Below are 13,849 nucleotides of genomic sequence, written 5' to 3'. Positions count from 1 at the left end.
TGCAATCCTTCCTTTTCTTTTAAAAAGCGTTAAGTGTTAGACTCCATTTTTTTACCAATGAGTTTTAATTGCTTATTAATCTCATCTTTAGATACTTTTTTTTCCTTAATCTTTCTTTCGAGCTTTTCGAGTAACATAAAGATTTTTTTATCTGTACTTACACGAACATCGAAAGTAGGGTGCTCATCACTTAGCTGCTTTTGAAGCTTTTTACGAAGCGGTTTTAATCCAAACCTTTCGTGATGCTCAGGTGTAACTGCTATGTAGAGATCTAAATTTGAATTCACTGCTGTGCTTTTTATAATTTCATCCATAGCGAGAGCTCTTTTCTTCGCTCCTTGTGATATAGATTGATTAAAGGATTCCGTACTCGTCTTTGTTAACTTTGGACCTTTTTCTTTCTCCGTTTGTTTTGCTTCTTCTTTCACTTTTTTATCTAAAGGACTATTATCACATCCGGTAAAAGAGCTAAATAGAAGTGCAAATAATGCGGTTATGAGGCCGAGTTTTCGCATAATTATCATTCCATTTCTATTGCAATATGTAATGTGATAGAAAAAGGATGACTGCATATCATCCTTTTTCTATTTCACAGCAAGATTGGTTCGTTATTGCTGTGAGTATTGTGGTTCTTCCTGTTGGACTTCTTCAACACGTGGGTTTAAAGAATCGATAATCGTTTGTGTTTGCTGCGCAGCTGTTTGAAAAAGTTGCTTAGCTTGTTGGTTATCCGTATCAAGAGCGAATCCCTCTAAGCTAGCTTGTGCACTTTTTAATCCAGAAACAGTTTGCTTTAGTTTCGTAATTACAGTCATTGAATGAAGCCCCCTTTGGAATATCAATTCATAGGTTATAATTTGTGAGTTGGGGAGAATTTATGATTGGAAAATTTAGGGGTGGAATAGATTTTATATGCTTTTAGCTAAGATGTATAAGGTATTACGGGGATATTTTTATTGATTTAGATGGATTTTATTGCTATTATTATGAGAAGAAAATGAAGTGTTTTCTATAATCATGCGCCCGTAGCTCAGTCGGATAGAGCGGTGGTTTCCGGTACCACGTCTGCCGGGGGTTCGAATCCCTCTGGGCGCGTCAAAAAGTCCTAACTTACGTTTTGTAGGTTAGGACTTTTTTTATTTCCCTCTTGTTATATCTGATAATAAGATTTACTATTAGTACTTGATAATAATTTTTATAACTTATTATTTTCTTTCAATATTATTCAAATTTCGGTTGTAAGTTGTAAATATCATTAATACATATAAATTAATAATATTTTGGAATGGGCGTCTGCGTGAGGATTCTCCTTTTACCAAACTTATTGTACAATAGAAACAAGGGGGAGATTAGTTTGAAGGCAAGTCTTTTACAAGAACAAAGCTTACGTTTGGCAATGACACAAGAGTTAAGGCAAGCGATTACAATGCTTCAGTATAATGTACAAGAATTATCGGAGTTTTTGTATGAGCAATCGTTAGAGAATCCCCTTATTGAGTTAGGTGGTTTTGAGAGGGAGAAGAAAAAGAGCTCTAACAACAGTAAAAGTACCAGCAAACAAGTCGAGAATCAGATGGAAATCTACAGTGTGGATTCTACAACGATTCAGCAACATTTATTAAATCAAATACAGTATTATAAAATAGATGAAGAAGAGCGGAAAGTGGCTTCTTTCATTATTATGAACATGGATGGAAACGGGTATTTACAAGAAACGAATGAAGAGTTAGCAGAGCTCCTTTCTGCGCATATTCATGTAGTTGACCGCTCTGTAGAGCTTGTCCAATCACTGGAGCCAGCAGGGGTAGGGGCGCGTAATATTCAGGAATGTTTAACCTTACAATTGAAGCGCTTACAAAGAAGGGATGGATTAGCGGAAGATATTGTAGAGGAGCACTTTGCTTATTTCGTGAAGAAGGATTGGCGAAAGCTCGTTCATGTGCTGAAGTGTAGTAATGAAGAATTACAATCGGCGGTGAACTGTATTACATCATTGCAGCCGAAACCGGGCCTTGCGTATTCTTCGGATAAACCACTGTATATTGTGCCTGACATGGCAGTGAAAAAAGAAGGCGATCGCCTCGTTTTACAGATGAATGAGAGAAATATGCCGAGAATTGAAATTCACTCTGAGTACAGTGCGCTTCTTAATAATAGTGAAAGTGAAGTAGCATCTTACGTTTCAGAAAAGTATCAGCATGTGCAATGGATTATGCGCAGTTTGAAACAGAGAAAACAAACACTTCTGCAAGTGATGACGATTATTATGGAAAAACAACGTGATTTCTTTTGGGAAGGTCCAGCGTATTTGAAGCCGCTCGCTTTAAAAGAGGTGGCGGAAGAGCTAAGTGTGCATGAGTCTACGATTAGTCGTGCAACAAGAAATAAGTATGTGCAAACGCCACACGGTTTATTTGAGATGAAATCGTTCTTTAGTAATGCAGTTTCGACGACAGAGGATGAGGCAGTTTCAACGAAGCGAGTGAAACAGTTTATTCAAACGCTTGTGGAAGCAGAGAATAAGAAAAAGCCACTCTCAGATCAAAAGATTTCAAAATTATTAGAAGAAGAGCATGAAATTGTTATTTCTCGAAGAACGGTGGCGAAGTATAGAGAACAAATGCATATCCCAGCTTCGTCATTGCGAAAAACAATCGGATAGGTGAAGAAGATGAAAGTTGTGCTGTATACAAAAAAGAATTGTGGTCTTTGCGTGCAGGCGAAACAAGTTTTGCAGGAAGTACAATGTGAATATTCTTTTCAAATCGAGGAAATAGATATATATGAAGATAATGACCTTTTAGAAAAATATCATTTAATGATTCCGGTTGTAGAAATAGACGGAAAACAAGTAGAATATGGTAACATTCACAAAGGTGTCATAATAAACTATATAAAGAATGCAGTTAAGAGTTGAATAAGTTTCTATCTCCTGTTACAATAATACACGTAGCAGGGATTATTTTTTTAACCTATGTGGGACACAAAATGTCACTACGGGACGTAAAGTGACCACCAAGGAAAAATGAACCAATGTAGTGAGGAGAAAAGATATGCGCTCATGGATTCAGAACACAAAAAAATTATTACCTGATCTGCTACCTGTTATGCAAACGAGAATGCAAATTCTTCAATACATTAGGCTCATGCAGCCGATTGGAAGAAGAAACTTATCAGCAAGCCTCGGTATGACAGAACGAGTATTGCGAAGTGAAGTTCAAGTTTTGAAAGAACAAAACTTAGTTCACGTCGCTTCTTCTGGAATGACTTTGACAGAAGAAGGAACAGCTTTAGTTCTTGCTTTGGAAGACTTTATGAAAGAAATTTCCGGGTTAAAGGTTTTAGAAAAGCAACTTAAGGAAACATTAGACTTGGATGAAGTTTTCGTTGTCCCTGGTGATAGTGATGAATCACCTTGGGTCAAACTGGAGATGGGCCGTGCTTGTGTGACTTGTATAAAAGACCGTCTGACAGCGAATAATATCGTTGCTGTGGCTGGAGGAACTACGCTAGCTGCTGCTGCGGACATGATGCAACTTGATTGTAAAGATTTACATATGCTATTTGTCCCAGCACGTGGTGGAATCGGAGAAGGTGTTGAATTAGAAGCCAATACCATTTGTGCCAAGATGGCGCAAAATACGATGAGTAATTATCGCTTATTGTATGTTCCAGACCATGTTAGTAGCGAAGCATATGCGTCTATTGTGACAGAGCCTTCCGTGAAAGAAGTTCTTGAGTTGATTCGATCTTCCAATATCGTCATTCATGGAATAGGTGATGCGTTAACAATGGCACGTCGCAGAAGTACTTCGGAAGCAGATTGGTTAAAGATTCAAGCAAGCGAAGCAGTTGGTGAAGCTTTCGGTTACTACTTTAATGAAGAAGGAAATGTTGTTCATAAAGTAAGAACAGTTGGTATGCAATTAGAGGATTTACAAAATGTATCTCACGTTGTTGCAGTCGCTGGAGGTTCTTCAAAGGCAAAAGCAATACAGGCTGTAATTAAACAAGGGCACACTTCAATTCTAATTACAGATGAAGGTGCAGCAAAACAGTTAACAAAGGGTTTTACCCTTTAATATAATCCCCCAAGGAGGAAATTCAAATGACTAAAATTGGTATTAATGGATTTGGACGTATCGGACGTAACGTATTCCGCGCAGCTCTTAACAACTCTGAGGTAGAAGTAGTAGCAATCAACGACTTAACAGATGCTAAAACATTAGCTCACCTTTTAAAATATGACACAGTTCACGGAACTTTAAATGCAGAAGTATCTGCTAACGAAAACAGCATCGTTGTTAACGGTAAAGAAATTAAAGTTATCGCTGAGCGTGACCCAGCTCAATTACCATGGAGCGACTACGGAGTAGAAGTAGTAGTAGAATCTACTGGCCGTTTCACTAAAAAATCAGACGCTGAAAAACACTTAGGTGGATCAGTTAAGAAAGTTATCATCTCAGCTCCAGCTTCTGACGAAGATATCACTGTAGTTATGGGTGTTAACCACGAACAATACGATGCAGCTAACCACAACGTAGTATCTAACGCTTCTTGTACTACAAACTGTCTAGCTCCATTCGCTAAAGTATTAAACGAAAAATTCGGCGTAAAACGCGGAATGATGACAACAATTCACTCTTACACTAACGACCAACAAATCTTAGACTTACCACACAAAGATTTACGTCGTGCTCGTGCAGCAGCTGAAAACATGATCCCAACATCTACTGGTGCAGCTAAAGCTGTAGCATTAGTATTACCAGAACTTAAAGGTAAATTAAACGGTGGCGCTGTACGTGTTCCAACTGCTAACGTTTCTCTTGTTGACTTAGTTGTTGAACTTGACAAAGAAGTAACAGTTGAAGATGTAAACGCAGCATTCAAAGCAGCAGCTGAAGGCGAATTAAAAGGTATCCTTGGATACAGCGAAGAGCCATTAGTATCTATCGACTATAACGGATGTACAGCTTCTTCTACAATCGATGCATTATCTACAATGGTAATGGAAGGTAACATGGTTAAAGTACTTTCTTGGTACGATAACGAAACTGGTTACTCTAACCGCGTAGTAGACTTAGCAGCTTACATGACTTCTAAAGGTCTTTAATTCTTAATTATATAAGCAATCAATGACAAAACGAGGGAGAGGGTTTGTTCCCTCTCTCTCTTCTTTCGTTTTAAAAGCAAATGTGTTAAGCTTTTGAATGGGTTTTGTCAATCCTAACTAGTAGTCGGAGGGAAATCCAATGAACAAAAAATCAATTCGTGACGTAGATTTAAAAGGTAAGCGTGTATTTTGCCGCGTTGATTTCAACGTACCTATGAAAGAAGGCAAAATTACAGATGAAACTCGTATCCGTGCAGCTCTTCCTACAATTCAATATTTAGTAGAGCAAGGTGCGAAAGTTATTTTAGCAAGCCACTTAGGCCGTCCAAAAGGTCAAGCGGTAGAAGAATTACGTCTTACTCCAGTAGCAGCACGTTTAGGCGAGCTTCTTGGTAAAGATGTTAAAAAAGCAGACGAAGCATTCGGACCAGTTGCACAAGAAATGGTTGCAGCAATGAACGAAGGCGACGTATTAGTTCTTGAAAACGTACGTTTCTATGCGGGCGAAGAAAAGAACGATGCAGAACTTGCGAAAGAATTTGCAGCACTTGCTGACATCTTCGTAAACGATGCATTCGGTGCAGCTCACCGTGCTCACGCTTCTACAGCAGGTATCGCAGACTACCTACCAGCAGTATCTGGTCTATTAATGGAAAAAGAGTTAGATGTATTAGGTAAAGCACTTTCTAACCCAGAACGTCCATTTACAGCTATTATTGGTGGTGCGAAAGTAAAAGATAAAATCGGTGTAATTCGTCATCTATTAGACAAAGTAGATAACTTAATCATCGGTGGCGGACTTGCTTACACGTTCGTTAAAGCTTTAGGTCATGAAATTGGTCTATCTCTATGTGAAGACGACAAGATTGAACTAGCTAAAGAATTTATGCAACTTGCAAAAGAAAAAGGCGTAAACTTCTACATGCCAGTTGATGTTGTAATCACTGAGGAATTCTCTGAAACTGCAACAACTCAAATCGTTGGTATCGACTCTATCCCTTCTAACTGGGAAGGCGTAGACATCGGTCCTAAAACACGTGAAATTTATGCAGATGTAATTAAAAACTCTAAGCTTGTTGTATGGAATGGACCAATGGGTGTATTCGAAATGACTCCATTCGCAGAAGGTACAAAAGCAGTAGGACAAGCATTAGCAGATGCAGAAGATACATACTCTGTTATCGGCGGTGGTGACTCTGCAGCAGCTGTTGAAAAATTCGGTATGGCTGATAAAATGAGCCACATTTCTACTGGCGGCGGTGCGTCATTAGAATTCATGGAAGGTAAAGAGCTTCCAGGTGTAGTTTGTCTTAACGACAAATAAGTAGCAGCCAAAGAAAAAGGACGGTGCAAAGCATGCGTAAACCAATTATCGCAGGTAACTGGAAAATGAATAAAACTCTATCTGAAGCAGTTAGCTTCGTAGAGGAAGTTAAAGGTCAAATCCCAGCAGCTTCAGCTGTTGATGCAGTAGTTTGCTCTCCAGCTCTATTCTTAGAGCGCCTTGTAGCAGCAACTGAAGGAACTGATTTACAAGTAGGTGCACAAAACATGCACTTCGAAAAAAATGGTGCATTCACTGGCGAAATTAGCCCAGTAGCACTTAGCGACTTAAAAGTAGGCTACGTAGTACTTGGCCACTCTGAGCGTCGTGAAATGTTTGCTGAAACAGACGAATCAGTAAACAAAAAGACTCTAGCAGCATTTGAACATGGTTTAACACCAATCGTATGTTGTGGTGAGACTTTAGAAGAGCGCGAAAGCGGAAAAACATTTGATCTAGTAGCAGGTCAAGTGACAAAAGCACTTGCAGGTTTAACAGAAGAGCAAGTTAAAGCAACTGTTATCGCTTATGAGCCTATCTGGGCTATCGGTACAGGTAAATCTTCTTCTTCTGCAGATGCAAATGAAGTATGTGCGCACATCCGTAAAGTTGTTGCAGAAGCTGTTTCTCCAGAAGCTGCAGAAGCTGTTCGTATTCAATACGGCGGTAGCGTAAAACCAGAAAACATTAAAGAGTATATGGCACAATCTGACATCGACGGCGCTTTAGTTGGCGGTGCTAGCTTAGAGCCTGCTTCGTTCTTAGGTCTTCTGGGGGCGGTAAAATGAGAAAGCCAACAGCTTTAATCATCCTTGACGGTTTCGGACTTCGTGAAGAAACTCACGGGAATGCTGTAGCACAAGCTAAGAAACCTAATTTTGATGGTTACTGGAACAAATTCCCTCATACAACGCTTACAGCTTGTGGTGAGGAAGTAGGTCTTCCAGAAGGTCAAATGGGTAACTCTGAGGTTGGTCACTTAAATATTGGTGCTGGCCGCATAGTATATCAAAGCTTAACACGCGTAAACGTTGCAATTCGTGAAGGTGAGTTCGATCAGAACGAAACATTCCAAAATGCAATTAAAAGCGTAAAAGAAAAAGGTACTGCTCTTCATTTATTCGGTTTACTTTCTGATGGTGGTGTGCACAGTCACATGAACCATATGTTTGCTCTTCTTCGCTTAGCAGCAAAAGAAGGCGTGGAGAAAGTTTATATCCATGCATTCTTAGACGGCCGCGATGTTGGACCACAAACAGCAAAAGGTTATATCGATGCAGCAAATGAAGTAATTAAAGAAACAGGAGTAGGACAATTCGCGACTATCTCTGGTCGTTATTACTCCATGGACCGTGACAAGCGTTGGGATCGCGTAGAAAAATGTTACAGTGCCATGGTGAATGGTGAAGGCCCTACTTATAAATCAGCAGAAGAGTGTGTAGAAGACTCTTATGCGAACGGTATCTATGATGAATTCGTATTGCCGTCTGTAATTGTTAACGAAGATAACACGCCAGTTGCAACAATCAATGATGATGATGCAGTTATCTTCTATAACTTCCGTCCAGACCGTGCAATTCAAATTGCTCGTGTATTTACAAACGAAGACTTCCGTGAGTTCGATCGTGGTGAAAAAGTACCTCACATTCCAGAATTCGTATGTATGACACACTTCAGTGAAACTGTGAATGGTTACGTGGCATTCAAGCCAATGAACCTTGATAACACTTTAGGTGAAGTTGTTGCGCAAGCGGGATTAAAGCAACTTCGCATCGCGGAAACCGAAAAGTATCCGCACGTTACATTCTTCTTTAGCGGTGGTCGTGAGGCTGAATTCCCAGGAGAAGAGCGTATCTTAATTAACTCACCGAAGGTTGCAACGTATGACTTGAAACCTGAAATGAGCATTTACGAAGTAACGGACGCTTTAGTAAATGAAATCGAAAATGATAAACATGATGTTATCATTCTTAACTTTGCAAACTGTGATATGGTTGGCCATTCTGGGATGATGGAACCAACAATTAAAGCAGTAGAAGCAACTGACGAATGTTTAGGAAAAGTTGTAGAAGCGATTCTTGCAAAAGATGGTGTAGCACTTATTACTGCTGACCATGGTAATGCCGATCAGGAGTTAACTGCTGATGGCGAGCCGATGACAGCTCATACAACTAACCCGGTTCCTTTCATCGTTACAAAAAATGATGTAGAGCTTCGTGAAGGTGGTATTTTAGGAGATATCGCTCCAACAATGCTTACACTTTTAAATGTGGAACAACCGAAAGAAATGACAGGTAAAACAATTATTAAATAATTTGCTTATATAAAAAGGAGAGAATTTATTATGTCAACAATTATTGATGTTTATGCTCGCGAAGTCCTTGACTCTCGTGGTAACCCAACTGTAGAAGTAGAAGTTTACACAGAAAGCGGTGCTTTCGGACGCGCTATCGTACCAAGTGGTGCATCTACTGGTGAGCACGAAGCAGTAGAATTACGTGACGGTGACAAATCTCGTTACCTTGGTAAAGGTGTTGTTAACGCAGTAAACAACGTTAACGAAATTATCGCTCCAGAAATCGCTGGTTTCGATGTAACTGACCAAGCTGGTATCGACCGTGCTATGATCGAATTAGACGGCACTCCAAACAAAGGTAAACTAGGCGCTAACGCTATCCTTGGTGTATCTATGGCAGTAGCTCACGCAGCAGCTGACTTCGTAGGTCTTCCATTATACCGTTACCTTGGTGGATTCAATGCAAAACAATTACCAACTCCAATGATGAACATCATCAACGGTGGTTCTCACGCTGATAACAACGTTGACTTCCAAGAGTTCATGATCTTACCAGTTGGTGCTCCAACATTCAAAGAATCAATCCGTATGGGTGCTGAAGTATTCCATGCACTTAAAGCTGTATTACATGACAAAGGTCTTAACACTGCAGTAGGTGACGAAGGTGGATTCGCTCCAAACCTTGGTTCTAACCGTGAAGCTTTAGAAGTAATCATCGAAGCTATCGAAAAAGCTGGTTACAAAGCTGGCGAGAACGTATTCTTAGGAATGGACGTTGCTTCTTCTGAGTTCTACAACAAAGAAACTGGTAAATATGACCTTGCAGGCGAAGGCCGTACTGGCTTAACTTCTGCAGAAATGGTTGATTTCTACGAAGAGCTTTGCAAAGACTTCCCAATCATCTCTATCGAAGATGGTTTAGACGAAAACGACTGGGATGGTCACAAATTATTAACTGAGCGTATCGGTGATAAAGTACAATTAGTTGGTGACGATTTATTCGTAACTAACACTCAAAAACTTGCTGAAGGTATCGAAAAAGGTATCTCTAACTCAATCTTAATTAAAGTTAACCAAATCGGTACTTTAACTGAGACTTTCGAAGCTATCGAAATGGCTAAACGTGCTGGTTACACAGCAGTTGTATCTCACCGTTCTGGTGAAACTGAAGATGCTACAATTGCTGACATCGCAGTTGCAACTAACGCTGGCCAAATCAAAACTGGTTCTATGAGCCGTACTGACCGTATTGCTAAGTACAACCAATTATTACGCATCGAAGACGAACTAGGCGAAATCGCTGTTTACGATGGTATCAAATCTTTCTATAACATCAAACGATAATTGTAGAAAATAACGACAGACCGTGAGAAATCACGGTCTGTTTTTTTTATGCTAAAATTGTTCGCCCGTCATAAGTGACATGAAATGTTTGAAGAAGCGGTTATAATCAAAATCAATTGCGATTTGATGACTCGGCCAATCAATAAATGGCTTAGATTCTCCTAAAGAGCGAAATTCTCCAATGCTTGCCCCCTGCGCATAAGATTCTGTCATGACAACGATAGGTGATTTGTGATAGGTAAACATAGAGTTATCAAGTAAAGCGAGTATTGGCATTGTGTCATGGAAGGGGCTACCCTTTAAATGTGGTAGGGCGTCTTTATAATATCCGTAGTAATAATGATCGAATAAAGGTTTGACAAGTGGGGCTTTTCCTTTTGTTTCAATATACTCCGCCATCTCGGGTGTAATGACGGAATATTGGGTGACGTTTAATGGGTATATGTACATGTTAGCTGTAGATTGGAGGACTATATTAGCAGCAGTAGGATCGCCATAAAAGTTTGCTTCGGAAATAGGGGTAACATTACCAGGGTGTAAAAAGGCACCGCCCATTACGTAGTAAGATTTAACTTGCTTCATTAACTGTTGACATACGATGAATAAAATTGCTAGGGAGGTAAGTCTTCCTAAACTTACAATGATTAATTCATCTTTATACTGCTCAATAAGAGGAATAACTTCAAAAAAATTCTCCATTTCTCCGTTAGTCACATTTACCTTTGGAATAATTGGCCCGAGCCCCTGTTTCCCATGTACATCCGTAAAAAACGCAGGTGGGGCACCAGTAAGAGGACGTTCTGAACCACCGAATATCTTGATATTTCTATTCTTTGTTTCGTTATTAAAAAAATGAGCATTTTGTACGGCTATTTTTTTCGGGACATTGCCGTAATCAGCAACAATACCGATAATTTCTATTTCATCAATAAAGAAAGCTAAGAGGAGAGCCATCGTATCATCAATCCCAGGATCACAAAAAATGAGAACTTTTTTTGGCATATGTTCACCACCTATCTTGTTTATCCCTTACAAACCCGCTTGATGAGGGCTAACAATCAGTATGGATGTGGGAATCCTCATGGATTAAAGTTTCACTTTATATATATGTAAGCTTAAGGATAAAAAGATTATTTTATTGAAATAATAGTCTTATAAATTCAGAAAATAAAAACTTTTTATATTAGGTCAAGGTTTTTGACGTAATTTTCGTTTGGAAATGCAGTCATATCAAGGTTGTAAGCGTATAACACAGGCTGTTTTTGCTGTCAAGTTGATAAATTGCAGCTTTTTACAATTTATACTATGATAAAGATATTAACAGAAGATCGTATAAACATGAGGGATGATGAACATGAAATTTACAAAGATTCTTGTCCAAATTGCTGCTCTTTACGTGTTTTATATGGTTGGAACTTGGGTGCAAGAAATGCTAAATATTCCAATTCCAGGAAGTTTGATTGGGATGTTCCTCTTACTTGTTTTACTTAGCCTAAAAGTTCTTCCAGTGAAATGGTTCGATTTAGGAGCAGAAACACTCGTTGCTATTATGCCGTTTTTATTAATTCCGCCAACGCTTGGCTTAATGAATTACGGTGCTTTTTTTATGAGTAAAGGAATTTCTCTTTTCATTACAGTTGTAGCGAGTACATTTTTAATTATTATTGTCGCAGGACATACAGGACAATATCTTGCGAATAGGAAGGAAAGAGAGTCGCGATGAGCCAAATATTAATCGGAATCGGTTGGGTTCTTTTTACGGTGCTATTATATCAATTATCTAAAAAAATCTATAAATTATTTCCAACACCATTCACCATTCCAATGCTTGTAGCAACAGGATTAATGGCTTTCCTATTTATCGTGCTTGATATACCATATCAACATTATATGGAAAGTGGTGGTGGCTGGATTGCAAAGCTACTTGGACCCGGTGTTGTAGCATTTGCAATTCCTCTTTATAAACAACGTCATGTTCTGCAAAAGTATGTTGTACCGATTGCCGGCGGGGTATTAGTAGGTACAACAGTTGCAATCGCTAGTGATTTTGCCATTGCTTCACTTATGGGAACAGATAAAAGCTTAATCTTATCGTCTTTACCAAAATCGGTGACAATGCCAGTTGCGATGAGCGTTTCTGAACAAGTTGGTGGTGTACCTTCCTTAACAGCAGCTTTCGTTGTTATCGCAGGTATTACTGGAACGATTACAGGACCTCTCTTATTAAAATGGAGCCGTGTTACAAACTCAGTTGGTAAAGGTATCGGATTTGGATGTGCTTCTCATATTATGGGCGTTATGAGAGCGATGAAAAATAACGAACATGAAGGTGTTATTGGATCGGTAACAATGACATTAACAGCAATTTTGACATGTTTACTTGGACCGTTATTTGCAATGATGTTTATGTAATGGAAGAAAAGCGGGAGCGACTCTATAGCTCTCGCTTTTCTATAGGATTTATGCTACAGTTACAATAACTGAATCTTTGTAGGAGGTACGCCAAGTGCATACGTTATTATCCGTTTTACTTATTACTGTATCAATTTTAATGATTGTTATGGTACTTATGCAGTCTAGTAATAGCTCAGGCCTTTCAGGTGCAATTTCAGGCGGTGCAGAGCAATTATTTGGTAAGCAAAAAGCACGTGGAATTGAAGCAGTATTAAACCGTATCACAATTGTTTTAGCTGTATTGTTCTTTGTATTAACAATTGCTGTTACGTACTTAAACTTATAGAATTGAAAGAAGAAGCGTTAGTAAGATGTACTAATGGTTCTTCTTTTTTGTTTTGCCATTTGAAAGATGTTTCTAATTAGATTATAGAAATATAAATATGGTACACTAGATATAGAAAGAATACGACTAGATTACAGAAGAGAAAGAGGAGAAGTACATGATGAAATTAGCATCTCCGAAACCATTTACATTTGAGGGTGGAGACCGCGCTGTTTTATTACTACATGGATTCACAGGGAACTCAGCTGATGTACGTATGTTAGGGCGTTTCTTAGAGAAGAAAGGCTACACTTGTCATGCGCCAATTTATAAAGGGCACGGTGTACCACCAGAAGAGCTTGTTCATACAGGCCCTACAGATTGGTGGCAAGATGTAACGGAGGCATATCAGCTTTTAAAAGATAAAGGTTTTGAGAAAATTGCTGTTGTTGGATTGTCACTTGGCGGCGTATTTTCTTTAAAATTAGGTTATACAGTACCGGTTTTAGGTGTAGTACCAATGTGTGCACCGATGTATATTAAGAGCGAAGAAACGATGTACCAAGGTATATTGGCATATGCCCGCGAATATAAAAAGCGTGAGCAAAAGTCACCAGAGCAAATCGAACAAGAAATGTTGGAATTCCAAAAGACACCGATGAATACATTAAAAGCATTACAACAATTAATTGCTGACGTACGTAACAATGTGGATATGATTTATGCACCAACATTTGTTGTACAAGCACGTCATGACGAAATGATTAATACAGATAGTGCTAACATTATTTATAACGGTGTAGAATCTACGTTAAAAGACATTAAATGGTATGAAGACTCTACGCATGTCATTACACTTGATAAACAACGTGATGAGCTACATGAGGATGTATATAACTTCTTGGAGCAACTAGATTGGTAAGATCTAGTTGCCTCTTTTTTTCATAAGGAATTTTTTGTGAAAACTGTAAAAATCATAAGGGGAGTATTGAAGTTTCGCTTTATACATCCCCTATCTTTCGGATACACTAAATAATATAAGGTTTTAAAGGA

General features: G+C 38.9%; 15 protein-coding genes and 1 tRNA gene. 13 read left to right on the top strand and 3 right to left on the bottom strand.

Translation table 11 applies throughout. The features are described from left to right. Window positions 1-29: 29 nt before the first annotated feature. Together NZ044_RS25325 and NZ044_RS25320 are read right to left on the bottom strand one after the other, a co-directional pair. Window positions 30-515 carry a YhcN/YlaJ family sporulation lipoprotein gene (locus tag NZ044_RS25325; protein ID WP_001228537.1) on the bottom strand — a complete coding sequence of 162 codons (486 nt, stop codon included), beginning with the start codon at window positions 513-515 and terminating at the stop codon, window positions 30-32. A gap of 93 nt (window positions 516-608) precedes the next feature. Continuing rightward, window positions 609-815 (bottom strand): DUF1657 domain-containing protein, encoded by a 207-nt coding sequence (locus tag NZ044_RS25320; protein ID WP_000216166.1) that lies wholly within the window; start codon window positions 813-815, stop codon window positions 609-611. A 204-nt stretch (window positions 816-1,019) separates the two neighbouring features. Between NZ044_RS25320 and NZ044_RS25315 the strand changes: the two genes are divergently transcribed. From NZ044_RS25315 to eno, 9 genes are all read left to right on the top strand, one after another. Then, window positions 1,020-1,095 (top strand) — tRNA-Arg (locus NZ044_RS25315). 259 nt (window positions 1,096-1,354) lie between these two features. After that, on the top strand, window positions 1,355-2,662 hold the full coding sequence (rpoN, locus tag NZ044_RS25310; RefSeq protein WP_000647951.1) for an RNA polymerase factor sigma-54: 1,308 nt from the start codon (window positions 1,355-1,357) through the stop codon (window positions 2,660-2,662). Window positions 2,663-2,671: 9 nt separating this feature from the next. Then, window positions 2,672-2,917, top strand: coding sequence for a glutaredoxin family protein (locus tag NZ044_RS25305; protein ID WP_000869737.1), 246 nt, complete (start codon window positions 2,672-2,674; stop codon window positions 2,915-2,917). 136 nt (window positions 2,918-3,053) lie between these two features. Further along, window positions 3,054-4,082, top strand: a complete 1,029-nt coding sequence (cggR, locus tag NZ044_RS25300; RefSeq protein WP_001258185.1) for a gapA transcriptional regulator CggR — start codon at window positions 3,054-3,056, stop codon at window positions 4,080-4,082. Window positions 4,083-4,108: 26 nt separating this feature from the next. Next, complete coding sequence (gene gap, locus NZ044_RS25295) at window positions 4,109-5,113, top strand: type I glyceraldehyde-3-phosphate dehydrogenase (RefSeq protein WP_000161234.1); 1,005 nt, start codon at window positions 4,109-4,111, stop codon at window positions 5,111-5,113. Window positions 5,114-5,252: 139 nt separating this feature from the next. Continuing rightward, window positions 5,253-6,437 (top strand): phosphoglycerate kinase, encoded by a 1,185-nt coding sequence (locus NZ044_RS25290; RefSeq protein ID WP_001036332.1) that lies wholly within the window; start codon window positions 5,253-5,255, stop codon window positions 6,435-6,437. Window positions 6,438-6,469: 32 nt separating this feature from the next. Next, window positions 6,470-7,225: a triose-phosphate isomerase gene (gene tpiA / locus NZ044_RS25285; RefSeq protein WP_001231042.1), complete on the top strand. Its 756-nt coding sequence runs from the start codon at window positions 6,470-6,472 to the stop codon at window positions 7,223-7,225. Then, window positions 7,222-8,751: a 2,3-bisphosphoglycerate-independent phosphoglycerate mutase gene (gene gpmI, locus NZ044_RS25280; RefSeq protein WP_001231141.1), complete on the top strand. Its 1,530-nt coding sequence runs from the start codon at window positions 7,222-7,224 to the stop codon at window positions 8,749-8,751. Before tpiA ends, gpmI begins: the two co-directional genes overlap by 4 nt. 30 nt (window positions 8,752-8,781) lie before the next feature. Beyond that, complete coding sequence (gene eno, locus NZ044_RS25275; RefSeq protein WP_000103951.1) at window positions 8,782-10,077, top strand: phosphopyruvate hydratase; 1,296 nt, start codon at window positions 8,782-8,784, stop codon at window positions 10,075-10,077. Between the two features lie 51 nt (window positions 10,078-10,128). Here eno and NZ044_RS25270 read toward each other — a convergent pair whose 3' ends face one another. Then, window positions 10,129-11,079 carry a nucleoside hydrolase gene (locus tag NZ044_RS25270; protein WP_001125038.1) on the bottom strand — a complete coding sequence of 317 codons (951 nt, stop codon included), beginning with the start codon at window positions 11,077-11,079 and terminating at the stop codon, window positions 10,129-10,131. A 352-nt stretch (window positions 11,080-11,431) separates the two neighbouring features. Between NZ044_RS25270 and NZ044_RS25265 the strand changes: the two genes are divergently transcribed. The 4 genes from NZ044_RS25265 (at window position 11,432) to estA (ending at window position 13,718) form a co-directional block, all read left to right on the top strand. Next, entirely contained in the window at window positions 11,432-11,800 is a 369-nt protein-coding gene (locus tag NZ044_RS25265; RefSeq protein WP_000673222.1) for a CidA/LrgA family holin-like protein, read from the top strand. Next, window positions 11,797-12,489 carry an LrgB family protein gene (locus tag NZ044_RS25260; protein WP_000078304.1) on the top strand — a complete coding sequence of 231 codons (693 nt, stop codon included), beginning with the start codon at window positions 11,797-11,799 and terminating at the stop codon, window positions 12,487-12,489. Before NZ044_RS25265 ends, NZ044_RS25260 begins: the two co-directional genes overlap by 4 nt. A gap of 94 nt (window positions 12,490-12,583) precedes the next feature. Further along, window positions 12,584-12,817: a preprotein translocase subunit SecG gene (secG, locus tag NZ044_RS25255; RefSeq protein ID WP_000557266.1), complete on the top strand. Its 234-nt coding sequence runs from the start codon at window positions 12,584-12,586 to the stop codon at window positions 12,815-12,817. A 160-nt stretch (window positions 12,818-12,977) separates the two neighbouring features. Continuing rightward, entirely contained in the window at window positions 12,978-13,718 is a 741-nt protein-coding gene (gene estA, locus NZ044_RS25250; protein WP_000761986.1) for a carboxylesterase, read from the top strand. Window positions 13,719-13,849: the final 131 nt, after the last annotated feature.

The sequence above is a fragment of the Bacillus sp. FSL K6-1338 genome (genome assembly GCF_038006965.1).
GTDB classification, from domain to species: domain Bacteria; phylum Bacillota; class Bacilli; order Bacillales; family Bacillaceae_G; genus Bacillus_A; species Bacillus_A thuringiensis_S.
Note: the sequence above shows the minus strand (reverse complement) of the source record. Positions and strands in the feature narration are given on the sequence as shown.

What these genes read in the sequence shown, in the direction of transcription:
- tpiA (WP_001231042.1), top strand. Translation starts at nt 6,470, where the DNA reads ATGCGTAAACCAATTATCGCAGGTAACTGGAAAATGAATAAAACTCTA.
- NZ044_RS25325 (WP_001228537.1), bottom strand. Translation starts at nt 515, where the DNA reads ATGCGAAAACTCGGCCTCATAACCGCATTATTTGCACTTCTATTTAGC.
- NZ044_RS25260 (WP_000078304.1), top strand. Translation starts at nt 11,797, where the DNA reads ATGAGCCAAATATTAATCGGAATCGGTTGGGTTCTTTTTACGGTGCTA.
- NZ044_RS25290 (WP_001036332.1), top strand. Translation starts at nt 5,253, where the DNA reads ATGAACAAAAAATCAATTCGTGACGTAGATTTAAAAGGTAAGCGTGTA.
- NZ044_RS25305 (WP_000869737.1), top strand. Translation starts at nt 2,672, where the DNA reads ATGAAAGTTGTGCTGTATACAAAAAAGAATTGTGGTCTTTGCGTGCAG.
- NZ044_RS25320 (WP_000216166.1), bottom strand. Translation starts at nt 815, where the DNA reads ATGACTGTAATTACGAAACTAAAGCAAACTGTTTCTGGATTAAAAAGT.
- eno (WP_000103951.1), top strand. Translation starts at nt 8,782, where the DNA reads ATGTCAACAATTATTGATGTTTATGCTCGCGAAGTCCTTGACTCTCGT.
- NZ044_RS25270 (WP_001125038.1), bottom strand. Translation starts at nt 11,079, where the DNA reads ATGCCAAAAAAAGTTCTCATTTTTTGTGATCCTGGGATTGATGATACG.
- gap (WP_000161234.1), top strand. Translation starts at nt 4,109, where the DNA reads ATGACTAAAATTGGTATTAATGGATTTGGACGTATCGGACGTAACGTA.
- estA (WP_000761986.1), top strand. Translation starts at nt 12,978, where the DNA reads ATGAAATTAGCATCTCCGAAACCATTTACATTTGAGGGTGGAGACCGC.
- NZ044_RS25265 (WP_000673222.1), top strand. Translation starts at nt 11,432, where the DNA reads ATGAAATTTACAAAGATTCTTGTCCAAATTGCTGCTCTTTACGTGTTT.
- cggR (WP_001258185.1), top strand. Translation starts at nt 3,054, where the DNA reads ATGCGCTCATGGATTCAGAACACAAAAAAATTATTACCTGATCTGCTA.
- gpmI (WP_001231141.1), top strand. Translation starts at nt 7,222, where the DNA reads ATGAGAAAGCCAACAGCTTTAATCATCCTTGACGGTTTCGGACTTCGT.